The 24481-nt window shown below is 44.6% G+C and carries 14 protein-coding genes, 13 tRNA genes, 4 rRNA genes and 1 pseudogene; 3 read left to right on the top strand and 29 right to left on the bottom strand.

The features are described 5' to 3' along the window. Positions 1 to 390: 390 nt before the first annotated feature. From ACEN8J_RS00560 to ACEN8J_RS00545, 4 genes are all read right to left on the bottom strand, one after another. The gene (locus tag ACEN8J_RS00560; RefSeq protein WP_104497168.1) at positions 391 to 816 is read right to left on the bottom strand and encodes a MaoC family dehydratase; all 426 of its coding nucleotides are present in this window, start codon (positions 814 to 816) and stop codon (positions 391 to 393) included. Between the two features lie 74 nt (positions 817 to 890). Beyond that, positions 891 to 1238 carry an MmcQ/YjbR family DNA-binding protein gene (locus ACEN8J_RS00555; RefSeq protein ID WP_029516804.1) on the bottom strand — a complete coding sequence of 116 codons (348 nt, stop codon included), beginning with the start codon at positions 1236 to 1238 and terminating at the stop codon, positions 891 to 893. A gap of 47 nt (positions 1239 to 1285) precedes the next feature. Beyond that, positions 1286 to 2614, bottom strand: a complete 1329-nt coding sequence (locus ACEN8J_RS00550; RefSeq protein WP_495594148.1) for a replication-associated recombination protein A — start codon at positions 2612 to 2614, stop codon at positions 1286 to 1288. Positions 2615 to 2732: 118 nt separating this feature from the next. After that, positions 2733 to 3626 (bottom strand): AraC family transcriptional regulator, encoded by an 894-nt coding sequence (locus ACEN8J_RS00545; protein WP_495594147.1) that lies wholly within the window; start codon positions 3624 to 3626, stop codon positions 2733 to 2735. Between the two features lie 137 nt (positions 3627 to 3763). Here ACEN8J_RS00545 and ACEN8J_RS00540 point away from each other — a divergent pair, with 137 nt between their 5' ends. From ACEN8J_RS00540 to ACEN8J_RS00530, 3 genes and pseudogenes are all read left to right on the top strand, one after another. Continuing rightward, a complete protein-coding gene (locus tag ACEN8J_RS00540) occupies positions 3764 to 4108 on the top strand; it encodes a YybH family protein (RefSeq protein WP_449292753.1) in 345 nt (114 codons plus the stop codon). 248 nt (positions 4109 to 4356) lie between these two features. After that, entirely contained in the window at positions 4357 to 5175 is an 819-nt protein-coding gene (locus ACEN8J_RS00535; protein ID WP_449292752.1) for an SPL family radical SAM protein, read from the top strand. Between the two features lie 137 nt (positions 5176 to 5312). After that, positions 5313 to 5572, top strand: a pseudogene (locus tag ACEN8J_RS00530) (Tn3 family transposase); the annotation flags it as partial. Between the two features lie 245 nt (positions 5573 to 5817). On the opposite strand, the gene glmS reads toward ACEN8J_RS00530, so the two are convergent. From glmS to ACEN8J_RS00405, 25 genes are all read right to left on the bottom strand, one after another. Continuing rightward, on the bottom strand, positions 5818 to 7650 hold the full coding sequence (gene glmS / locus ACEN8J_RS00525) for a glutamine--fructose-6-phosphate transaminase (isomerizing) (RefSeq protein ID WP_029516807.1): 1833 nt from the start codon (positions 7648 to 7650) through the stop codon (positions 5818 to 5820). Positions 7651 to 8282: 632 nt separating this feature from the next. Then, positions 8283 to 9623 (bottom strand): phosphoglucosamine mutase, encoded by a 1341-nt coding sequence (glmM, locus tag ACEN8J_RS00520; protein WP_029516808.1) that lies wholly within the window; start codon positions 9621 to 9623, stop codon positions 8283 to 8285. Positions 9624 to 9683: 60 nt separating this feature from the next. Next, positions 9684 to 11153 carry a CdaR family protein gene (locus ACEN8J_RS00515; RefSeq protein WP_069011563.1) on the bottom strand — a complete coding sequence of 490 codons (1470 nt, stop codon included), beginning with the start codon at positions 11151 to 11153 and terminating at the stop codon, positions 9684 to 9686. Then, positions 11150 to 11983, bottom strand: a complete 834-nt coding sequence (gene cdaA, locus ACEN8J_RS00510) for a diadenylate cyclase CdaA (protein ID WP_013312127.1) — start codon at positions 11981 to 11983, stop codon at positions 11150 to 11152. Before cdaA ends, ACEN8J_RS00515 begins: the two co-directional genes overlap by 4 nt. Before the next feature lie 221 nt (positions 11984 to 12204). Continuing rightward, positions 12205 to 12828, bottom strand: coding sequence for an anti-sigma factor (locus ACEN8J_RS00505; RefSeq protein ID WP_069011562.1), 624 nt, complete (start codon positions 12826 to 12828; stop codon positions 12205 to 12207). Between the two features lie 150 nt (positions 12829 to 12978). Next, a complete protein-coding gene (sigW, locus tag ACEN8J_RS00500; protein WP_016818747.1) occupies positions 12979 to 13545 on the bottom strand; it encodes an RNA polymerase sigma factor SigW in 567 nt (188 codons plus the stop codon). A 191-nt stretch (positions 13546 to 13736) separates the two neighbouring features. Beyond that, positions 13737 to 16529, bottom strand: a complete 2793-nt coding sequence (ppc, locus tag ACEN8J_RS00495) for a phosphoenolpyruvate carboxylase (RefSeq protein WP_029516811.1) — start codon at positions 16527 to 16529, stop codon at positions 13737 to 13739. Between the two features lie 739 nt (positions 16530 to 17268). Then, a tRNA-Gly gene (locus tag ACEN8J_RS00490) sits at positions 17269 to 17339 on the bottom strand. Positions 17340 to 17348: 9 nt separating this feature from the next. Continuing rightward, positions 17349 to 17422: transfer RNA gene (locus ACEN8J_RS00485), tRNA-Pro, on the bottom strand. Positions 17423 to 17442: 20 nt separating this feature from the next. Continuing rightward, positions 17443 to 17519, bottom strand: a tRNA-Arg gene (locus ACEN8J_RS00480). Positions 17520 to 17524: 5 nt separating this feature from the next. After that, positions 17525 to 17599 (bottom strand) — tRNA-Gly (locus ACEN8J_RS00475). Between the two features lie 10 nt (positions 17600 to 17609). Continuing rightward, positions 17610 to 17690 (bottom strand) — tRNA-Leu (locus ACEN8J_RS00470). Between the two features lie 11 nt (positions 17691 to 17701). Continuing rightward, a tRNA-Lys gene (locus tag ACEN8J_RS00465) sits at positions 17702 to 17777 on the bottom strand. Between the two features lie 4 nt (positions 17778 to 17781). Then, a tRNA-Gln gene (locus ACEN8J_RS00460) sits at positions 17782 to 17856 on the bottom strand. Between the two features lie 55 nt (positions 17857 to 17911). After that, positions 17912 to 17987, bottom strand: a tRNA-Val gene (locus tag ACEN8J_RS00455). Positions 17988 to 17998: 11 nt separating this feature from the next. Next, positions 17999 to 18070: transfer RNA gene (locus tag ACEN8J_RS00450), tRNA-Glu, on the bottom strand. 11 nt (positions 18071 to 18081) lie between these two features. After that, a tRNA-Thr gene (locus ACEN8J_RS00445) sits at positions 18082 to 18154 on the bottom strand. Positions 18155 to 18157: 3 nt separating this feature from the next. Further along, positions 18158 to 18233 (bottom strand) — tRNA-Asn (locus ACEN8J_RS00440). Between the two features lie 19 nt (positions 18234 to 18252). Beyond that, positions 18253 to 18369 (bottom strand): 5S ribosomal RNA (gene rrf / locus ACEN8J_RS00435). 151 nt (positions 18370 to 18520) lie between these two features. After that, a 23S ribosomal RNA gene (locus ACEN8J_RS00430) occupies positions 18521 to 21449 on the bottom strand. A gap of 248 nt (positions 21450 to 21697) precedes the next feature. After that, positions 21698 to 21773 (bottom strand) — tRNA-Ala (locus tag ACEN8J_RS00425). Between the two features lie 20 nt (positions 21774 to 21793). After that, positions 21794 to 21870 (bottom strand) — tRNA-Ile (locus ACEN8J_RS00420). Positions 21871 to 21908: 38 nt separating this feature from the next. After that, a 5S ribosomal RNA gene (rrf, locus tag ACEN8J_RS00415) occupies positions 21909 to 22025 on the bottom strand. A gap of 160 nt (positions 22026 to 22185) precedes the next feature. Further along, a 16S ribosomal RNA gene (locus tag ACEN8J_RS00410) occupies positions 22186 to 23741 on the bottom strand. Together the 16S, 23S and 5S rRNA genes with 13 tRNA genes alongside form the textbook arrangement of a ribosomal RNA operon. A 418-nt stretch (positions 23742 to 24159) precedes the next feature. After that, complete coding sequence (locus ACEN8J_RS00405) at positions 24160 to 24390, bottom strand: hypothetical protein (protein WP_013312131.1); 231 nt, start codon at positions 24388 to 24390, stop codon at positions 24160 to 24162. Positions 24391 to 24481 lie beyond the last annotated feature (91 nt).

Genomic DNA, 24481 nt, shown 5'->3' with positions numbered 1-24481 from the left:
GAAATGCCAATTATATTTGCAAACTTTATTTGATTTAAGTTGTTGTTTTTCTAATAGTTCGAATTCGTTGGCCTATTGTAGACATAATTGCCCTCCTAAGCTAAAAAGATCCCGATATATCATCGGGATCTTTCTTGATGTTTGTAAAATGACTAGTTCCAGACTTTTTTTACTGGTTCAAGACTTTTTTATCACCAGACATTTGTGTACATACAATAAAGTTGTGTACTGAAGTCCAGTATTTTTAATTAATTCATTAAAAAAATAGTACTAATAATATTATTAAAGTACTTATTTTAATTTCATTTTATATTAAAATGTGCGTCCATTTTTATATTTTCTAATATCTCTTCAGAATACAATTTTTAATTTCATTTGTTTAAAGATACGTTATTTTTTTATTATTACAGAAAGATCCCCTTCAAAAATTTTTTGAGTCGTATGATTAAAAGTAGATAAATTCACAGTTACAATTCCTGTATTCTTTCGGTTATCTTCTAGATTAATGACTTCAACAACTACATGTAACTCATCATCAGGGTATACAGGTTTTATAAATCGGATATTGTCCATAGCAGTACCAGCCACTACATCTTCACCGTATAAACCACACTCTACCCATAGTTTAAATGTTAGGGCTAATGTTTGGATTCCTGAAGCTATAATTCCTCCAAACATGCCTTCCTGAGTTTTCTTCTCATCCAAATGCATGTACTGAGGGTCAAATTCAGATGCGAATTCCATAATTTTTTCTTTGGTTACTTTTATAGAATCAGTCTCGAACCGCTGCCCTACAAAGAATTCATTAAACTTCATATTACACCTCTCGAAACGGATACTTTTACATAATGACTTCCGCAAAATTTAATTGTCAATAAGAAATTTATTCTCTAGCTAGTATGTTTTTTGGAGCTTTTTGGCTTGGTCAATTCGAAGCTATGATGCACCATATCGTGAATTTCATCTTCTGGTAGATCACCATCTAATATTACTGTATTCCAATGTTCCTTGTTCATGTGATAACCAGGCTTTACCTCTTCAAACGCTTTTCGCAAAAAATCAGCATGATCAGGGTTGCATTTTAGGTTGACGCAAAGATGCTCATCATGATTGTATATCAAGGCAAAAATTTTTTTGTTCCCTTGATGTCTCATCGCAGTCCATCCGTCACCAAAAGGGTGATCTTCATATGAACTTGGGTATGATAAGCAATGCTCCATAATTTCTTCTATTGTCATGACGAATTACCTCGATTTCTATTGGATCATCTATTCATTAAACGCAATTAGGTTTCTTTGTGGCTTGCATACCATGCTGAAATTTCTTCCATCCGTTGTTTAAATTTCATTTCAGATCCTTGTATAGTGGGGTGGTAATATTCCCGTCCAATGAGAGAATCTGGCATGGTCTGCATCATTGTTAATTTTTCTTGAGTATCATGGGCATATTTATAACCTTTCCCGTAATTCAGTTCTTTCATCAATTTAGTCGGAGCATTTCGTAACTGTAAGGGAACAGGTTCATTTACGGAATGCAAGGCGTCTTTTTTGGCAGCTCTATAGGCCAAATAAGCTGCGTTGGACTTCGGGGCCAAGGTGAGATAAATGACAGCTTGGGTTAGATGTACATCGCACTCTGGCATACCAATGAACTGACAAGCCTGGAAAACAGCTACTGCTATCTCCAAAGCTCGGTTATCTGCTAAACCAACGTCTTCACTTGCAAATCTGACCAATCTTCGAGCAATAAATAATGGATCTTCTCCGGACTCCAACATGCGCGATAACCAGTAAATTGCAGCATTAACATCACTATTTCTCATCGACTTATGCAAAGCAGATATGATGTTATAATGTTCCTCACCATTTTTGTCATATAATAATGACTTGCGATTTAACATTTGTACTAAATCATTTTTATTCACTACAATAGCTCCATCTGATTTTTTTCCGTGTAATACAGCCATTTCTAGTGTGTTTAAAGCTACTCTGGCATCTCCATCGCAATATTCAGCAATCGCTGATAAAACGCCGTCTTCAATCTCGATTGATTGATTATTAAACCCTTTTGGGTTCGCTAATGCTTTTTGCAATATCTCTAAAATATCTGCATGATTGAGCGGATGAAGCACAAACACTTTACTACGAGAAAGCAAGGCTGAATTCACTTCAAACGATGGATTTTCGGTTGTTGCTCCAATCAATATAATGCTTCCTTTTTCCATATAAGGCAGAAAGGCATCCTGCTGTGCTTTGTTAAAACGATGAATTTCATCAATAAATAGAAGTGTTTTCTCGCCTAATTGCCTGTTTCCTTCAGCTTCTTTCATGACACTACGAATATCTTTGATACCGCTAGTCACAGCGCTAAAATCAATAAATTTAGATTGGGTTTGATTGGCGATTATTTTAGCTAACGTTGTCTTTCCCACTCCTGGTGGCCCCCAAAAAATCATAGACGAAACTTGATCATTCTCAATCATTTCACGTAATACTTTTCCGGGTTCAAGCAAATGTTTTTGACCTACAAATTCTTCTAAATTTTGTGGACGTACCCGATTTGCTAAAGGCCGTCCCTGATCATACTCGTCATCAAATAAAGATCCTTGGATCATAAAATCACTTCCTCAAACAACATATTTTAAAAGAGTTCATAAGATGACATTATATATAACTACAATTAGTGTTTTATTCAATATGAAAGGTAGTAGACACTCGAGTAAGTTAATAATTTCAAAGATGCTGCTGTCGAAATTCTGCAGGCGTACAACCTGTTTCACGTTTGAAAAATTTACTAAAGTGTGTGGCTTCCTTGAAGTTAAGCTTTTCCGCAATGTCACTAATAGAATAGTCCGTATGCATCAGCAGACGTTTTGCTTCAAGATTAATCCGGGCCGAAATGAAAGCCTTTGCACTTATTCCAACTGCTGCCATAGTTGCTCGAGTTAGAGTTTTTTCCGTGCAGTTTAGGCGAGTAGCGTATTCACTGACATGGCTCAACTTAGCGAAGTATTTCTCAACGAGTTTCTGGAAGCTTATAAAACGCAGCGATGTTTGAGAATCTATTGTTTCATTCATCCGTTTGCATTTATGAAGAATACTGAGCCAAGTTACAAATGCGTAGAGTTGGTAACGCAACAACATATGAATATCTTCTTCTGTCCCTTCAATCAACAAGTCTTCGATCATTCGTTCGATAGAAGTGATGCTACGACGCAACTCATTATGATTTAAATTTAGAATGCTTGGTAGCCTTTCAAAATCAAAAGCTAGTTTAAGCTCATTTAATGTTGATGTGTTAGGTATAAGAAACTCCGAACGAAACAAAATAATCCAACCATCCCAATTCTCATCATGTCCGAAATTATGAACCTGACCTGGGGATATGGCAAGAAAGGTTCCTGTGCTGCAGGAAATCGGCTCAAAATCGACCCATTGTATACACTCACCTTGAGTAACACATATAAGCATATAGAATTCATATCTATAAGTTACACTCATCCTTTCTTTGGGTGTCCGTTGTTTAAGATCAGAGACTCGAAAAATTTCTACATCGTATGGATAAGGTAGTACAGGTTGATATTTAAGACGTTCTATATTTATTTTCTGCTTTGATATGCGAACCACTACATAAACCTCCTTTACTTAAAATGTAGAATGTCCGAAAAGTATCATTTATTTTCCCGGTTTTGCCTTTATCATTTGTGTTGAATGACCTAAAATGATCATATCACTTCCAACATCTAAAAAAAAGGAGCAAAAAAATGAGTGTAAATATCAAAGAAGTAGCTGAAACTGTATTGAATATAGAACGCGCCAATAATGAACGGTGGAATCAAGGAGACTGCTATGGATACCTGGATAGTTACAGTGATGATATTTCATACTTCGATCCTGTGGCTGAAAAACTTATTGTAGGTAATTCAGCGGTGAGAGAACATATTTTGTCACGCTATAAAAATCCTAATATAATTCGGAGTGAATATCTCAATCCAGATGTCGCTGTCAGTGAAGCTGGTGATTTGGCAGTGTTGAGTTATAATTTACACAATTACGTAGCAGGAGAAGATGGACAAGAAGAACTTCAAAAAAGTTGGAATACTACTTAAGTTTTTCGTTTAATTAATGGCGAATGGCGCACAGTACATTCCCATTGGTCTTTTGTCCGTCATCCTGGGATTTTATCGGGTCTTGATGCGTTCTAAATACACACACCTTTTATTATAATTAATTAAAACTCCCTTTATCAGTTGAACTGGTGGAGGGAGTTTCTGTTCATTCGGAATTTCATTTATGTAAATATTTAAAATGAAGGGGTATCTAACATGCAGATTGATAATACGATGGCAAAAAAATTTTGAGCGAAACCAAAGGAGCATCTACTGTTGGATTTACTCACTCTTTGAATCCTTACAGTGGTTGTGCTTTTGGATGTAGTTATTGCTATGTTAGAGAAATGCCCATTCAAAAATATAAAGATATTCCTTGGGGAGAATGGATTGATATTAAACTTAACGCTGTTGAAAACTACAGTAAAGAAATTAATAGTCTTCGCCGAAGAAATAAGCCTATCAATATATTCATGTCTACTGCTACAGATCCATACCAACCCATCGAGCGTAAGGTTGAGATCACAAGAAAAATATTAACGGAGATGATTGAATCTCCACCAGATTTCCTTCAAATCCAAACAAGAAGTCCTCTGGTGGTTAGAGATCTCGATATACTATTAGAATTGCAACAACGTTGTGAATTATTAGTTTCTATGACTATTGAAACAGACCGAGAAGATGTAAAGCGACTTTTTGCACCTTTAGCTCCAGGGATCAACCAGCGCTTAAAGGCTCTTAGAAATGTCCATGCAGCAGGAATTGCTACACAGGCATCCATTTCTCCTCTTTTACCCTTCACGCCAGATTTCCCCAAAAGATTACAGGGGATTGTTGATCGAATATATATTGATTCGCTGAACATTGGAGATGGTTTAAAGGGGAAGCGATCCGAGCAATTGGGTATGCCCTTGTTGTTTCAGCGAAATGGGTTTTCTAAATGGTATCAGCCTGATATTCATTTTAAAACGAACAACTATTTTAATAAATATTTTGACGAAAAGATTATATTCTTATCTTCTAGTAGAGAGTATCCTCTAAAGGGGAAAATATGTACAATTGATTAATCTACAAGGAAATGGGACAGTAATATTCTCTATTAGGAGATTCAATTGATGAAAACTCAATATGTTTTACATACAAAAAGAGCAACTAAACTGGCTGCTCTTTTTGTATGTTAAATAATGCAATTGATGGAATTTAAGTCCATATTGGAGTTTCGACGCTTCACGGTGATGCGAATCCCCATTACGGGACGGGAAAAAGAGCTACGATTTATCGGTTCATGAGCAACCAATTTTCCATTTTCTACACGAAAGTCATCAATACGAACACTCGGGATGCCGTACACGTCATCGACGGTTTGCTCCACCATGAAACGGACTTGGCCATCGAGGTGCATTATACGGATACAGCCGGTTCACCGATTAAGTCTTTGGTTTAATGAATTTGCGCAGATTTCGCTAACAGGAAAGGATTCAAAAGCTTTTGACTTGTTATGCAATTCATATTCGCTCTGATTGAAACCTAAGCAGTCACCCTCTGAATTTAATAAAAAGCCCGATGATACGTGCTCATCGGGCTTTTGTTAAATACTTACTAAGAAGAAATATTCTTGTTATCTGTCATTAATAATAGTACACAACTTTAATGTCTAGTACATGACTTTATTGTCTGTACACAACATTAATTTAGAATTTTACTAAAGCTTATTCTACGGTAACGCTTTTCGCCAGGTTACGTGGTTTATCAACATCATGACCCAGCGCAAGAGAAGCGTAGTAAGCCAACAGTTGGAGAGATACAACCGAAATTGCAGCAGACAGAATTGGAAGTGTCTTCGGAATGGCAAATACCTGATCCACGGACTTCAACAACTCAACTGCGTGCTCTTCGTACGTAATCGCAAGAACATCTGCACCACGAGCCTTGACTTCCTTAATGTTGCTCACGGTTTTCTCCAACACGGATTCCTGTGTTACCAAAGCGATAACTGGAATTCCCTCTTCGATCAATGCCAGTGTACCGTGCTTCAGCTCACCCGCAGCATATGCCTCGGAATGAATGTAGGAGATTTCCTTGAGCTTCAGGGAGCCTTCCTGTACTACAGCATAGTCCTGACCGCGACCAATAAAGAACAGGTGCTTGTGGCTTGCAATTTGCTCAGCATAGGATTTGATCGCATCTGCTTTACCCAGCATCTCTTCCACTTGCTCTGGCAGAGATTCCATAGCAGCCAGCACATGGGCTACTTGCTCATCCGTTTGTGTGCCACGCACTTGAGCGAGATACAAACCAAACAGATAGAACGCAATCAACTGCGAAGAATAGGCTTTAGTCGAGGCTACGGCAATTTCCGGTCCTGCCAGTGTAACCAACACATCATCTGCATCACGAGCGATGGAGCTACCGACTACGTTTGTAATCGCCAGTACATGAGCGCCGTTTGCTTGTGCTTCACGCAGTGCTGCCAACGTGTCAGCAGTTTCACCGGATTGGCTCACCACGATCACCAATGTCTCTGGTGTTACGATAGGTGAACGATAACGATATTCGGAAGCCACATCATTCTCTACCGGTATACGAGCCAGACTTTCAATAACCGTACGGCCAATCAAACCTGCATTGTAAGCTGTACCACACGCAACAATTTGAATGTTGCGGATATTTTTAATTTGTTCTTCTGTCAGCTTCAGTTCAGGAAGAACAACTTTTTTAGTATCTTTATCGATACGGCCCAACATTGTGTCACGATAAGCCTTAGGCTGCTCGTGAATTTCTTTCAGCATGAAATGCTCATAGCCGCCTTTTTCCGCTGTTACAGCATCCCATTCGACATGAATCATTTCCCGAGAAATAAATTGGCCTTCGATTGTCATTAATTCGACAGCATCACTGGTCAAAACAGCCATTTCGCCATCGTTCAAAATAAATACATTGCGTGTATATTTCAGAATAGCCGGAATATCGGAACCGATAAAGTTCTCGCCTTCTCCCACACCAATAACCAGCGGGCTAGCTTGACGAACAGCAACCAGCTTATTAGGCTCATGCTCTGTCAGCACACCCAGTGCAAAAGCACCGCGCATAAAGGTAATTGCTTTTTGTACTGCTTTAACGATATCCCCTTTATATTCACGCGCAACCAGATGGGAAATAACTTCGGTGTCCGTTTCGGAAATAAAGGTATGACCTTCGCTGATCAGCTGCTCCTTCAGCTCCAGATAATTCTCAATGATTCCGTTGTGAACTACAGAGAACTTTTGGCTCTCATCCAAATGTGGATGGGAGTTTTCATCAGAAGGCTTACCGTGCGTTGCCCAACGTGTATGTCCGATACCTGCATGGCCTACCAACGGCGTACCATCCAGTTTAGCTTCTAGATTCGCCAGACGACCTTTAGCCTTGGCTACTTGCAATCCTGAATCTGTAAACACGGCAATACCCGCAGAGTCATAACCGCGATACTCCAGCTTCTTCAATCCGTCAATCAATACCTCTTGCGTATTCTGATTACCAATATATCCTACAATGCCACACATATTCGTTATCCTCCCGATCATCATTTCACAAGACGACTCATCACAGGACTAACGTGTGCGGTAGATTGTGGAATAAAGTTCATTCATCTATGAAGTTGTCAATGATAACTATAGAATTTACAGGCATCTCTTCACGAATGTAACGAAATTCCCAAACCGCGCACGCCAATGATGATGGCCGCACATTCATGAAATGAATCTTATAATTTAGGTTATAAAATAATAAAGGCATCTACCGGTGCGTTGTGTAAACAGTTGCCTGTTCATTTTCCGCTGCCGGTTTACGGCTTGATGCTTCACCGGAAGGTCCCCGCCGAATGTTTCGAACACCTTCACCTCGTCAGCTTGTTTTGTCGTGAACCGATCTGCAAGCAACTTTATTTCAACTGAATCCGTTGCTTCTCCACCAAGTTCCCCCGCACAAAATCAAGCTCTGGCGCTTGTATTACGTTACCTTACAACCCTCGCTTTCTCTATCTGAGTCACAGCATCCCTATATTATATTCAGCTAAGTATCATTTGGCAATGACACTTTATTCATAATTACACCATGAAGGCAATAAATCGCTAGTAAATAACCGCAAACGCCGTTGCCTGCTTCTTTTTCACAGGCAACCGACGTTTACAAAATTTTAAACTAATTCTTTCTTCACGACATCTACGATCTGACCGACAAATTGCTCCAGCTCATCTTTATCCGGGCCTTCGGCCATCACACGAATGAGCGATTCTGTGCCTGAAGCACGAACCAGTACACGCCCATTATCGCCCAATTGTTGTTCCACCTGCTCAATTGCTTCTGCAATAGCAGGATTCCCCTCGTAATTGCGTTTGTCCTGCACACGCACATTTACGAGCACTTGCGGATACTGTTTCATGAGCGACTTTAGCTCACTCATTTTCTTGCCGGAAGCTTTCAAGGTATCTACCAGCTGAATCCCAGTCAGCATGCCATCGCCTGTCGTATTGTGATCCAGGAAAATAACATGACCAGACTGCTCACCGCCCAGATTAAATCCACCCCGACGCATTTCTTCCATCACATAACGGTCCCCGACCGCAGTTTTTGCAGTCTTGAGTGCCAGCTTTTCAGTAGCTTTATAAAAACCGATATTACTCATCACTGTCGATACAATAGTGCTGTCCTTGAGTTTTCCAGCGCGGTTCATTGCATCTCCGCAAATGCAGAGAATATAGTCGCCGTCTACCTCTTCCCCGTTCTCATCAATTGCGATCAGACGGTCGGCATCGCCGTCAAAGGCCAGACCAATATCCGCTTTCAAGCGGCGCACTTCCTCTTTCAGCTTTTCAGGATGAGTCGAGCCGCAATGATCATTGATGTTCAAACCGTTAGGCTCGGCACCGATGGTGTGCACCTCAGCTCCCAATTCTGCAAAAAGCTTCGGCGCCAGCTCATAAGCTGCTCCGTTTGCACAATCCAGTACAATTTTTATTCCTTCAAAAGAATGGCTAATTGTTGTTTTCAAGAACTCCAGATAATCGTAACGGGAATGCTCGTCTACAACAACCGTTCCCAATCCGCCGCCAATCGGACGAGGCAGTTGGTCTTCTTTTGCATCCATGAGCTCTTCAATTTTCAATTCCGTTTCGTCTGTCAATTTAAAACCGTCACCGCCAAAAAACTTAATGCCGTTATCTTCAACTGGATTGTGTGATGCTGAGATCATTACACCAGCGTCAGCTTTCAATTGACGTGTGAGATATGCCACCCCAGGCGTCGAAACAATACCTAGGCGAACCACATTAGCTCCAATGGACAGCAAACCGGCTACAAGAGCCGATTCCAGCATCAGACCGGATATCCGTGTATCCATACCAATAACAACTGTCGGTTTCTCTACATTACCTGCTAAAACATATCCGCCGCAGCGGCCAATGCTATATGCCAGTTCGGCTGTAAGTTCCTGATTAGCAACGCCTCGTACACCATCTGTACCAAAATATTTCCCCATGTAAAATGACTCCCTTTTTTTGTCTAATAAATCATGATTATTTACTACAGATAAAACATGTTATGGCTGACTGTTCTCCGGGGTTCCATTCGCAGAAGAATCTGCGCCGTTATGAGGATTTGTTTTATCCTCCGCAGCTGCGTTGTCCCCGGTCTTAACGTCAGAGTTTCCACTTTGATTGCCTTGCCCCTCCTGTGGCCTCTCCTGCCCCTTTTCGCCACTACCAGAGGGGTTTGATTCATTCTCACTATTCGGATTCGTTACAGCAGGCGTAGAAGGGATCTCAATGTTGATCGTTGCCTTTAGTTGGCCAGCATTTCCGGCTTGCGTAATATATTTAGGCAAGCCTACTTTCAGAGTAACCTCGTGTTGACCAGCCGCGAGGCCACTTACATCTGCCACCAAACTAATATCATCATTGGTTAAATTGTTTACCAGATCCTGCGGGCCCTTCACAGTAACATCCATCGTCTTGCCTGCGGGCGCTGTAACAGTCGCAGTCGCTCCATCTCCTGCACCTTGTAAAACGATTGGGATGCCTGACAGCGTCCGTTCCGTATCTGTGACTTCATTGGAAGGAACAACAGTCACCTGAATTTGTATGGACCCTGGCTCGATTTTATCAGAACCTGAGGGGGCTGCCAAATTAGCTTGAACTGTACGAGTCCCCGCTTCCGTAAATTGGCTTAAATCCAATGTAGCCGTGACGTAAGAGCTGAGGCTGCTCAATACATCCTGCGATGCATATACCGCCGCTTCCTTCACGTTTGCATTCACTTTAGAAAGCACCAGTCCGTCTGGCAACTCTCCGGAATAGACAATCTTAACAGGCACAGACTTCGCCTGCTGAGTTACCGGAATTTCAACGGACACAGTAGACGGCTCAATGACCGCTCCCGTAAGTTCCTGTCCCTTTTTATTATAAGCCTTCAGTTTTACACGCTTCTGTTCAAACTTTTCTGAGATGCCATCCGTATTAACAGCCCCCAGAACGGCAGTGACGGTACTCAACTGGCTTTTGGGCAAGGTGACCTTCACGGTCTGAGGAGCAATCACAGGCTTACCAAGCTGCAGTCCCGCATCTGGGTTTCCTTTAGGAACTATAGATACATTAAATGATTTCGTTTGTTTTTCCTCAATCGTCACTGTAACACGGTTAGGAGTCATAGATACCAACTCCACTCCATCCGGCAAGTCCGGTTCGAGTGACAATGTTTTAGTACCTGCTCCTAAGCCGTTTAAGTTTAGCTTTGCTTGATAATTATCCGCAAAAAAGGAAGTCAACACAGAACGCTGTCCTCTGACCTCCATCTTAACATGGTCAGTATCCATGGTTGACAATACATATTTTGAATCATCCAGACCACTGGCCTGAATGGCTACATTATCAATCACTTTATTATTATAAGAAACGGTCAGCGTAGATGAAGGTGTACCTGTATCTAGATGGACCATTCCCCACAGCAGGATAGCAACCGCAAGCGCCAATATCTTGGAAATCGTATTATTGTTAATCCATTTGTCCATCATGAATTTCCACGGCCTCCCCTCCGATTCCAGAATGAGCCGCGTTTTTCCTTCAAAGACGGTGTTGGCCGCAACTCCTCATACAGCTTGGAGATTAGGGATTCTTCCTTAATGTCGCGCACGACCTGTCCATTAATGGCCAAAGAAATTTGTCCTGTTTCCTCCGATACCACGACAGTTACGGCATCCGTTACCTCACTCACCCCAATCGCAGCCCGGTGACGGGTTCCCAGCTCTTTGCTAATGAACGGATTTTCCGATAATGGCAAATAACAGGCCGCAGAAGCAATCTGTTTATTTTGAATAATCACCGCACCATCATGCAGAGGTGTATTAGGAATGAAGATGTTAATTAGCAGTTCAGAACTGACTACAGCCTGTGTCTTGATACCAGACTCCGTATATTCGTTTAGCCCGGTCTCGCGCTCAAATACGACCAAAGCTCCTATTTTCCTACGTGATAAATAATTCAGCGCCTTAATCATTTCTCCGATTAACTTGTTAATCTCTTCATCATCCGCAGACGAACGCCCAAATAATTTGCCACGCCCCAATTGCTCCAGTGCACGACGCAACTCAGGCTGAAAAATAATAAAGATAGCCACCACACCAAAGGTGAACATCTGATTCATCAACCACTTGAGCGTATACAAATCAAACCAGGTGCTAACCGCCCAAATGACAACCAGAAACAGAATCCCTTTCAACAATTGAACTGCACGCGTTCCGCGAACAAGTAAAATAAGCTGATACATAATATAGGTTACGATCAAAATGTCGATAATATCTTTAATGGACTCTTTCCAAGTCAGGTCCGCAAAATAATCCAACATGCGCATGCCCCCGCAATTTTCTGTAGTGAGTGGGTGTAATATGTACACAGTGTGCTCTCTCTATCTAGGTTATAACGATCAGGCTCACGTTGCAAGCTGTGTGACAAAAGAACCGCCAAAATCAGTAAAATACAGTACAATTCGCCAGCTTCATATACAAAAAAACGCCTTTTCCAGCGGAAAGAGGCGCTCGATATCGTCCTTGCCATTTCAAGCTTCTTTTATGGAGAAGAAGGTCCCCCGAATAAATCAGTAACCTTGTACCAAATCCAATCCAAGGTTTGATCAATACTTTTAACCTGTCCTGCAATATGGGCGGTGGACGCTTGATAATAAGAACCATCAATTACAGTGACATTTCCTTCCACTTCACCGTATACACGGGCTTCACCATTTTGCACTGTTAAATCTCCGGCAATGGATTTCCCCTCAGGCACAATCACAGTATCGCCCTGAATAACAACTTGATCCAGATGACTTCCTTTGACTACCAATTGATGGTCCGTGCCAGAAAAGCTGGCCATGCTTGAGCATATAACAATAAGGAAGAAGGCGGCGGCTGTTACAGCGGGATGCCTTTTCACCCAGGTCAGCATAGGCACCGCAGTCTGTCTTTTATGCGGCGGCAAAGCATTCATAATGCGAAATGTCAGCTCATCCGATACACACGGCACTTGATGATAGCGTGTACCGTAAAGCATCGCATCCGTCCGCTCCAGCTCTTTAAAACGCATGCGGCATTCCGGGCAGTCTAACAAGTGCTGTTCCAACTCATGTTTGTCCTGCTCAGACAGGTCGCCATCTAGATAGTCATGCATAAAAGAGACGGCTTGTTTGCAATCCATATGAGCCAATCCTTTCTAATATTCTTCCGTGTTTCTCAACATAACATGCTCCGGCTTAGAAACTTTGCTCATCTTACATACGTTACAACGAGCATTATGTTTCATAAAAACATCTACGCAGACTCTTTTCCTAGAATCTATGCGCATGATCTATAGCTTGTGCTCCAGTTTTTTGCGCAGAAAATCCCGTCCCCTGTGTACTCTTGTCTTAATAGTGGTGACTGGGAGATTGAGCACATCGCTGATTTCCTGTAAGGAAAGCTCCTGCAAGTACCGTAAAACCATAATCGTTCTGTATTTATCCGGAAGGCTGTCGATGGCGTCATGAATCAAGGCCTGTGTTTCAGACAGAAGCGTGCTCCCCTCAGGGGTAAGCTCTTCACTGGCGAGCATGGCGTACCCATCGACACCTTCCTGATCATTCATTTCAGCATCAAGTGAGTATGTAGGTTTTCTCCTTCGCAGACGATCAATGCACAGATTTGTAGCAATTCGATAAATCCAAGTTGAGAATTTCTGTCCATGATCGTATTTTTCCAAATTACGATACACACGCAAAAAAGTTTCCTGCACCAGATCCTCCGCCTCATGGCGATTACCTAGCATCCGGTAGGAAAGATGAAAAATCCGATCTTTATATAACTCGACTAACTCCGCAAAAGCTCGCTGATCGCCTTTCTGTACCAGCCTTACCAAGCGGCTTTCCATATTATCCACTCTATACTCCCCCAGACTTGCTGATGGGTTACTTATTATATGTTTATGATTATTCATCGTAGTTTAATTTTATCCGGAAATCAACTGTAGTATTGTTAATAACTGCAAGCACGCCTGCCATCAATATACAAACAGCACAATCGGGCACCCCATGAGTACCCGATTGCCTGTATTCGTACAACCGTACTATATCAGCCCGTATTTCTCAAGCCTGCGGCAATTCCGTTAATCGTCAACAATACCTCACGTAGCATCTCCGTATCATCACCGTTCTGATCCCGCAGCTCACGTAGCTCACTTAGCAATTGAACCTGCAAGTAACTTAACGGATCGACATAAGGATTACGCAAGCGGATAGATTCCTGAATAACCGGCACGTCGTCCAAAATCTCGGATTGTCCGGTTATTTTCAAAATCAACTCAGATGTCAGCTTAAACTCCGCTGAAATCTGCCCGAAAATACGCTGCCGGGCCTCTTCATTATCCGACATCCCAGCGTACTCTTCTGCAATCAGTAAATCCGCTTTAGCGATTGCCATTTGCAGTGTATCAATAAGTGACCGGAAGAAAGCAGAGTCCCTAAACATCGTTTGCAGCACTTTAAGGTTATCCTCATTGTTTTGATAGAAGCTTTGCAAACCTGTTCCAGCCGCATACCATGCAGGTAACAAGTAACGGCTTTGTGTCCATGCAAAAACCCATGGAATGGCGCGCAAGTCCTCAAAACGTTCGCTGTTCTTACGCTTGGATGGACGAGATCCAATGTTGAGCTCGCCCACCTCAGGCAACGGTGTAGATTCTTTGAAGAAGTTGAAGAAATCTGGATCTCGGAAAATCAAATCCTGATACTTATCCAGTGATACTTGGGAAATGCGGGCGATAATCTCCTCCCAGCTCTCCTCAAACACTTCCTTCTTCCCGGAACGATGATATGCTACAGCCGTAATCAGCGCCGATGTTGCCTGCTCCAAGCTCCGGTACGCGATACCTCTGAGCGAGTATCGGGATGATAGTACTTCACCTTGCTCAGTAATCTTGATTCCGCCTCCAATCGTATGAGGAGGTTGAGCCAAAATACTGCGATTAAGTGGCATTCCTCCACGACCCAGCGCACCTCCACGACCGTGGAAAAACTTCACTTTTACGCCAAACTCATTAACTACTTCCGTAATGCTGTTCATAGCGACCCGAAGTTCCCAGTTCGCTGTAACCACACCGCCATCTTTATTGCTGTCCGAGTATCCCAGCATAATCTCCTGAAGCTGGTCCATCGCAGCCACAGATTGTCGATATACAGGCAAGTTCATCAATCTTCTCATAATATCAGGTGCAGCGTGCAGATCATCTATCGTTTCGAACAAAGGGACAGATTGCAGCGTACAGATAACAGTGCCATCCTTCTCGATGCGGAACAGGCCTACCTCTTTGGATAAGACCATAACCTCCAGTAAGTCACTAGCTCCCTGAGTCATACTGATCAAGTAGCTTGTAATGGACTGCTTGCCGAATTCCTCCTGAGCCAAATAAATCGTACGATATACATCAAGACATTCCTGTGTGCTATCGCTATATTTTAAATAAGGTGAAGTAATCGGACGAGGTTCATTCAGCAGCTTTTCCAGCAGATTAATTTTTTCTTCTTCTGACAGCTTACTGTAATCCGACACAATATTCATTTTAGAAAGAATTTCAGTCATCGCATTTTCATGTTCCTGACTATGCTGACGGACATCCAGCGTAGCTGTATGGAATCCAAACAACTCTACCTGGCGAATCATCTTTTGAATATACGTGTTTGCCACATAATCGGCAAAATGATGACGCAGACTGTGGTCAATAACATTTAGGTCTGCAATGAGCTCTTCCGCAGAATTGTAACGCTCATTGGTACCCTGTTTGCTTTCATCCAGGATGTTGTTCACTTTAGCAATCATATATGCCAGTTTAATGCGGTAAGGCTCTTTTTCGTTATGCCATACTTCCATCTTTTTAAGTGTAATGTGAGTACGGTCTTCTTCAATAGAAGCCAGCAGAGCATCGGAAACTCGCACAATGCTGGTGCTGAAACTCAAGTAACCCATGAGTTCCTTTAACGTGTGCTGATATTCTCTCAAAGCCAACTTGCGCTGCATACGTAACGTTTCCCAAGTCACATGAGATGTCACAGACGGATTGCCGTCCCGGTCTCCACCGATCCAGGAACCAAATCTCAGATAAGTGGGTATGTGCCATTTTTGTTCGGGATAATATTTGTCTAAACATCGTTCCAATTCTTGATATACATCTGGCAGTACATGAAACAAGGTCTCGTGAAAATAATACATTCCATTTCTTACTTCATCTAATACAGTTGGCTTGCGATCACGCAGCTCATCTGTCTGCCACAGCGTAATTACTTCGTTTAGCAGATTCTCCCGTACCTGTTCCCGCTCACGCAAGGTAAGCATCGGATTATCCAGCAGCATGACGTCCTCGGAAATGCGCTTATGGATATCAAGTATTACTCGTCGTGTCGCTTCTGTAGGATGTGCGGTCATGACCAGCTCCAAAGAGAGCTCATTCAGCAAGTTACTAACGTCCTCAGCGGAGAAGCCCCCTTGTTTAAGCTCCTGAACGGAACTTTCAATGGAACCAGGTTGAACATCTTCACCAGCCGAATGCTCATAATCCCGCTTACGACGAATACGATGGTTTTGCTCAGCGATATTCACCAACTGAAAATAAATCGCAAACGCGCGAATAACCTGGTGACGAATATCCGTATCCAGTCCGCTGACCATTTGTTTGAAATTCTCATACAACTCCGGCTGATACCCGGCACGTAACGATTTACTTGTCTCACGTATTTTCTCCACGATATCCAAAAGTTCGTTGCCACCCTGATGAACCAATACCTCACCAAGAATATTCCCTAGAAAACGAACGTCCCGCCGCAGCAGATTGTTGGATTGGTTTTTGTTAGCGGTTAACGTAAGCTCAGTCATGCTTTTCCCCCCATCTGATCTGTTCCACACCATATACAGTTGTAGAAAAGGTACGTATACACACGAAATTTGACACTTTCTTAACATCATACAATAAAACCGCATGAAAAGCTGCAAAATTTACAGTAAAAAATCATCTTTTTGAATTACTTCTTTCGAGAAAATATTGGATTCTTATGAATAAATATGAAGTTAATAAATAGAAATTAATGTATACACTAGTGATACGTGAAACATTATGCACAGTCTCTTATAAAGAGTGTGTTTTTAAAGGTACAAATTCATGCAACGTAGTGTGTATATGTTTATTATTTGTTGACAAAGTCAACTCCATTAGCCTTCTATCCACAAAGATATACACAAATTAGCCATTTTCTCAGTGTTTCTAAGGTATTTCCTCATTAACACTCCGATTTTTACCCACATAAATAAAGGGAAATGTGCACAACCCAAGAGCAACTGTTGAGTTATCACCATAAATTCGCACCATAATAGCTATAGGATTCCTATATTTAAAGGATTTGATCACGAAATTAGCCTTACTGCAGGAGAAAGGGGTACGTTAGAGGAGGAAATTCGAGATCTAGGTGTCAAAAGTAACAAGAGCCTATGTACAATATACACAAGTCATCCCCAACTGTGCATGACAGGAGACATATTTGCATTGGCCTATATACATAGAAGTAAATGTAATGTGGACAAAATAAAAAGAAGCCTTTCGGCTTCTAGGTAATCGGTAAGCGGGTGATGGGAATCGAACCCACGCTATCAGCTTGGAAGGCTGAAGTTCTACCATTGAACTACACCCGCAAATTAGTATCGGGATGACACGATTTGAACATGCGACCCCCTGGTCCCAAACCAGGTGCTCTACCAAGCTGAGCTACATCCCGATATTATACTTTTTTAAATATGGCGCGCCCTGAGAGATTCGAACTCCCGGCCTTTTGATTCGTAGTCAAACGCTCTATCCAGCTGAGCTAAGGGCGCAAATATGGAGCGGACGACGGGAATCGAACCCGCGACCCTCGCCTTGGCAAGGCGATGCTCTACCGCTGAGCCACGTCCGCAAAAACAATATGCGCGTGGAGGGACTTGAACCCCCACGTCAAAGACGCTAGATCCTAAGTCTAGTGCGTCTGCCAATTCCGCCACACGCGCATGTAATACAATGGTGAGCCATGAAGGACTCGAACCTTCGACACCCTGATTAAAAGTCAGGTGCTCTACCAACTGAGCTAATGGCTCTTAATGGCTGGGGATATAGGATTTGAACCTATGCATGACGGAGTCAAAGTCCGTTGCCTTACCGCTTGGCTAATCCCCAATATGCATATGATTCACAATTCCCCAAGAATTCATCCAGGTAAGAGGATGAAAAATGGTGGAGGCTGAGGGGATCGAACCCCCGACCCTCTGCTTGTAAGGCAGATGCTCTCCCAGCTGAGCTAAGCCTCCATACTACCCTATGACCCGTAGGGGATTCGAACCCCTGTTACCTCCGTGAAAGGGAGGTGTCTTAACCCCTTGACCAACGGGCCATCCTATAACAAGCTCTCAACCGGGTTCGAACCGGTGACCTCATCCTTACCATGGATGCACTCTACCTGCTGAGCTATGAGAGCAAATGGCTCCCCGAACAGGACTCGAACCTGTGACAACTCGATTAACAGTCGAGTGCTCTACCAACTGAGCTATCAGGGAATATTAAGCATAAAGCTCTGCTTGGCGACGTCCTACTCTCCCAGGACCCTGCGGTCCAAGTACCATCGGCGCTGGAGGGCTTAACGGTCGTGTTCGGGATGGGTACGTGTGGAACCCCTCCGCTATCGCCACCAAACATGAATTTGCTGTGCAAATTCTTCCGTACGGTTATTCGCTTCACCACTTATCGTGTGAATGAATAGCCATGCGCTTGTTGTATGTCACTTGTACATACGTTCAAGGTTACACCCTGAAAACTGGATCCGAAACTCTTTTGCGTTTTATCTTAGGATAAGCCCTCGACCGATTAGTATTGGTCAGCTCCATGCATTACTGCACTTCCACCCCCAACCTATCTACCTCGTCGTCTTCAAGGGGTCTTACATACTGGGAAATCTCATCTTGAGGGGGGCTTCACGCTTAGATGCTTTCAGCGCTTATCCCTTCCGTACATAGCTACCCAGCGGTGCTCCTGGCGGAACAACTGGTACACCAGCGGTACGTCCATCCCGGTCCTCTCGTACTAAGGACAGCTCCTCTCAAATTTCCTACGCCCACGACAGATAGGGACCGAACTGTCTCACGACGTTCTGAACCCAGCTCGCGTACCGCTTTAATGGGCGAACAGCCCAACCCTTGGGACCTACTTCAGCCCCAGGATGCGATGAGCCGACATCGAGGTGCCAAACCTCCCCGTCGATGTGGACTCTTGGGGGAGATAAGCCTGTTATCCCCAGGGTAGCTTTTATCCGTTGAGCGATGGCCCTTCCATGCGGTACCACCGGATCACTAAGCCCGACTTTCGTCCCTGCTCGACTTGTAGGTCTCGCAGTCAAGCTCCCTTCTGCCTTTGCACTCTTCGAATGATTTCCAACCATTCTGAGGGAACCTTGGGGCGCCTCCGTTACTCTTTAGGAGGCGACCGCCCCAGTCAAACTGCCCACCTGACACTGTCCTCGCACCGGTTCACGGTACCAAGTTAGAACCTAGATACGATCAGGGTGGTATCCCAAGGATGCCTCCCTTCAAGCTGGCGCTCAAAGTTCGACGGCTCCCACCTATCCTGTACAGATCGTACCCAAATTCAATATCAAGCTGCAGTAAAGCTCCATGGGGTCTTTCCGTCTTGTCGCGGGTAACCTGCATCTTCACAGGTATTAAAATTTCACCGGATCTCTCGTTGAGACAGCGCCCAAGTCGTTACGCCATTCGTGCGGGTCAGAATTTACCTGACAAGGAATTTCGCTACCTTAGGACCGTTATAGTTACGGCCGCCGTTTACTGGGGCTTCGGTTCATAGCTTCGCCCGAAGGCTTACCACTCCCCTTAACCTTCCAGCACCGGGCAGGCGTCAGCCCGTATACTTCGCCTTGCGGCTTCGCACAGACCTGTGTTTTTGCTAAACAGTCGCTTGGGCCTTTTCACTGCGGCCCCCTCGGGCTATTCACCCTACCGAGGCACCCCTTCTCCCGAAGTTACGGGGTCATTTTGCCGAGTTCCTTAACGAGAGTTCTTCCGCGCGCCTTAGAATTCTCTTCTCGCCTACCTGTGTCGGTTTGCGGTACGGGCACCTTCTCCTGGCTAGAGGCTTTTCTTGGCAGTCTGAGATCATGACCTTCGCTACTACAATTTTCGCTCCCCATCACAGCCCAGCCTTAACGATGTGCGGATTTGCCTACACACCAGCCTCACTGCTTAGACGGACATCCATCAGTCCGCGTCACTACCCTACTGCGTCACCCCATCGCTCATAGCGGATTACGGTGGTACAGGAATTTCGACCTGTTGTCCTTCGACTACGCCTATCGGCCTCGCCTTAGGTCCCGACTTACCCTGAGCGGACGAACCTTCCTCAGGAACCCTTAGGCTTTCGGCGGATCTGATTCTCACAGATCTTTTCGTTACTCATACCGGCATTCTCACTTGAATGCAGTCCAGCGCTCCTTACGGTACACCTTCAACCCGCATTCAACGCTCCCCTACCCCTGATGCAAAGCATCAAGCCATAGCTTCGGTGGTGTGTTTAGCCCCGTTACATTTTCGGCGCAGAGTCACTCGACCAGTGAGCTATTACGCACTCTTTCAATGGTGGCTGCTTCTAAGCCAACATCCTGGTTGTCTGTGCAACTCCACATCCTTTCCCACTTAACACACACTTGGGGACCTTAGCTGATGGTCTGGGCTGTTTCCCTTTCGACAATGGATCTTAGCACTCACTGTCTGACTCCCGGAACTAAATCTATGGCATTCGGAGTTTGACTGAGCTTGGTAACCCTTGCGGGCCCCGCACCCAATCAGTGCTCTACCTCCACGATTCTTCTTTCCGAGGCTAGCCCTAAAGCTATTTCGGGGAGAACCAGCTATCTCCGGGTTCGATTGGAATTTCTCCGCTACCCCCACCTCATCCCCGCATTTTTCAACATGCGTGGGTTCGGGCCTCCAGTGCGTGTTACCGCACCTTCACCCTGGACAGGGGTAGATCACCCGGTTTCGGGTCTACGTCCACGTACTAAAGATCGCCCTATTCAGACTCGCTTTCGCTGCGGCTTCAGCTCTTCACCTTAACCTTGCACGGGAACGTAACTCGCCGGTTCATTCTACAAAAGGCACGCCATCACCCATAGATCGGGCTCTGACTTCTTGTAAGCACACGGTTTCAGGATCTATTTCACTCCCCTTCCGGGGTGCTTTTCACCTTTCCCTCACGGTACTGCTTCACTATCGGTCGCCAGGGAGTATTTAGCCTTGGCAGATGGTCCTGCCGGATTCATACGGGGTTTCACGTGCCCCGCACTACTCGGGATCCGTCTCGGAGAGAACAAGTTTTGAACTACAGGGCTTTTACCTTCTCTGGCGGGCCTTTCCAGACCTCTTCATCTAACCGGTTCCTTTGTAACTCCATGTGAGACGTCCCACAACCCCAAGGAGCAAGCTCCTTGGTTTGGGCTAATCCGCGTTCGCTCGCCGCTACTGACGGAATCACTATTGTTTTCTCTTCCTCAGGGTACTTAGATGTTTCAGTTCCCCTGGTCTGCCTCTCACTCACCTATGAATTCAGTGAGTAGTGACTGTCGATGAAGACAGCCGGGTTTCCCCATTCGGACATCCCCGGATCAAAGCTTGCTTACAGCTCCCCGAGGCCTTATCGTTGTTCGCCACGTCCTTCGTCGGCTCCTGGCGCCTAGGCATCCTCCGTGTGCTCTTTGTAGCTTAACCTAGACTTTTCTTTGATAAAAGAAAATGTCGATGTTCGATAAAGAATGATTTTTGCCAAAGGCAAAAGATCTTTCCTTACCTGCTACCTTTATTTCACTTGTTTACACAAGATCAGCTTAAAGGAATATTCTAAAACGCAATTTCGTTTCGGTATCCAGTTTTCAAGGTGCAATACAGTTTCATCGAAACTGTAGCCTGTGTGCACATCGGTCCATCTCATTCGAGCGGATGATATTCATGCAGTTTTTTGGTGGAGCCAAGGGGGATCGAACCCCTGACCTCCTGCGTGCAAGGCAGGCGCTCTCCCAGCTGAGCTATAGCCCCAAAAGGAATATAAAGTTATATGGTGGGCCCTAGTGGACTCGAACCACCGACCTCACCCTTATCAGGGGTGCGCTCTAACCAGCTGAGCTAAGGGCCCATAATAAACCACCAAAGAAGTTCTTCTTTAGTGGTTGCGCTTGGCGACGTCCTACTCTCCCAGGACCCTGCGGTCCAAGTACCATCGGCGCTGGAGGGCTTAACGGTCGTGTTCGGGATGGGTACGTGTGGAACCCCTCCGCTATCGCCACCAAACGTTCGAGAGTTTGAGCTCTCAAAACTGAGCAACGAGTGAGTAATTTAAGGATATTCATTTCATTCACACGAACGTGATGAACCGAATTGAATATCCGGTCGCAGGTACGTTATACCTGCTAATTTGAATGTTTCCATCGCAGGAAACGATTCTCCATAGAAAGGAGGTGATCCAGCCGCACCTTCCGATACGGCTACCTTGTTACGACTTCACCCCAATCATCTACCCCACCTTCGGCGGCTGGCTCCCTTGCGGGTTACCCCACCGACTTCGGGTGTTGTAAACTCTCGTGGTGTGACGGGCGGTGTGTACAAGACCCGGGAACGTATTCACCGCGGCATGCTGATCCGCGATTACTAGCAATTCCGACTTCATGTAGGCGAGTTGCAGCCTACAATCCGAACTGAGACCGGCTTTTCTAGGATTGGCTCCACCTCGCGATTTCGCTTCCCGTTGTACCGGCCATTGTAGTACGTGTGTAGCCCAGGTCATAAGGGGCATGATGATTTGACGTCATCCCCACCTTCCTCCGGTTTGTCACCGGCAGTCTGCTTAGAGTGCCCAGCTTGACCTGCTGGCAACTAAGCATAAGGGTTGCGCTCGTTGCGGGACTTAACCCAACATCTCACGACACGAGCTGACGACAACCATGCACCACCTGTCTCCTCTGTCCCGAAGGAAAGCCATATCTCTACAGCGGTCAGAGGGATGTCAAGACCTGGTAAGGTTCTTCGCGTTGCTTCGAATTAAACCACATACTCCACTGCTTGTGCGGGTCCCCGTCAATTCCTTTGAGTTTCAGTCTTGCGACCGTACTCCCCAGGCGGAATGCTTAATGTGTTAACTTCGGCACCAAGGGTATCGAAACCCCTAACACCTAGCATTCATCGTTTACGGCGTGGACTACCAGGGTATCTAATCCTGTTTGCTCCCCACGCTTTCGCGCCTCAGCGTCAGTTACAGCCCAGAGAGTCGCCTTCGCCACTGGTGTTCCTCCACATCTCTACGCATTTCACCGCTACACGTGGAATTCCACTCTCCTCTTCTGCACTCAAGCTCCCCAGTTTCCAGTGCGACCCGAAGTTGAGCCTCGGGATTAAACACCAGACTTAAAGAGCCGCCTGCGCGCGCTTTACGCCCAATAATTCCGGACAACGCTTGCCCCCTACGTATTACCGCGGCTGCTGGCACGTAGTTAGCCGGGGCTTTCTTCTCAGGTACCGTCACTCTTGTAGCAGTTACTCTACAAGACGTTCTTCCCTGGCAACAGAGCTTTACGATCCGAAAACCTTCATCACTCACGCGGCGTTGCTCCGTCAGGCTTTCGCCCATTGCGGAAGATTCCCTACTGCTGCCTCCCGTAGGAGTCTGGGCCGTGTCTCAGTCCCAGTGTGGCCGATCACCCTCTCAGGTCGGCTACGCATCGTCGCCTTGGTAGGCCTTTACCCCACCAACTAGCTAATGCGCCGCAGGCCCATCCACAAGTGACAGATTGCTCCGTCTTTCCTCCTTTGCCCATGCAGGAAAAGGATGTATCGGGTATTAGCTACCGTTTCCGGTAGTTATCCCTGTCTTGTGGGTAGGTTGCCTACGTGTTACTCACCCGTCCGCCGCTAGGTTATGTAGAAGCAAGCTTCTAAATAACCCCGCTCGACTTGCATGTATTAGGCACGCCGCCAGCGTTCGTCCTGAGCCAGGATCAAACTCTCCATTAAAGACCAGCCGAAGCTGGTTTATAGAAAGAGCGATAAGCTCATGTTGAAACTGACGAGATAAAATATCTCTTGTTTGCTTCCATTTTATACAGCCTGATGGCATGTACCGAAATTTCAGCGTTGGATTTTGTAAACAAAATCCGTACTCACTCGTTGTTCAGTTTTCAAAGATCAAACTCGCATAATGCCTTACTTTGTTTCGTCACCGCGTCTCAGTGGCGACCTTTATAATATATCATCTCTTTTTAAGATTTGCAAGAGTTTTTTTAATTTCTTTTTTTTTGAGCAAATTCTTTAAAAAGGAACGAAAATTAATTTACCATGAATATTGAATAGAGTCAATACTTTTTTTGATATCAGAAAGTATAAACTTTTAAAAATAGTTTACTTCCTGATATCTGATGTAGTTTCTACCTTTTCATTGTTTAGTTTGTGGGACTCGCCCTCTGCGAGCATATTTTGATAGTTCCTTGGCGGGTGCAAAACGGGCATACATGCGGAAGACTGTTTTATATCGAAGTGCGATTGCGTAGCGAATATCTTGATCCAATCGAGTATCGCTCATATCAAGCAGCATTTCATCTAGCTCCTTACGAAGAACGTAGTCAAGTTCCTTGCATTCTTTTTCGTTAAACAGCATTCCCAACATATGACCATACTCCCTTATCAGCAGATTATAAAGTACTTATATTTGCTCAACTATTGTTCCAATCTTTACCTGTTTTTAAACTCAACTGCTA

It is taken from the genome of Paenibacillus sp. Paensp38, from assembly GCF_059491915.1.
This window is presented reverse-complemented; position numbering and strand designations above follow the sequence as displayed.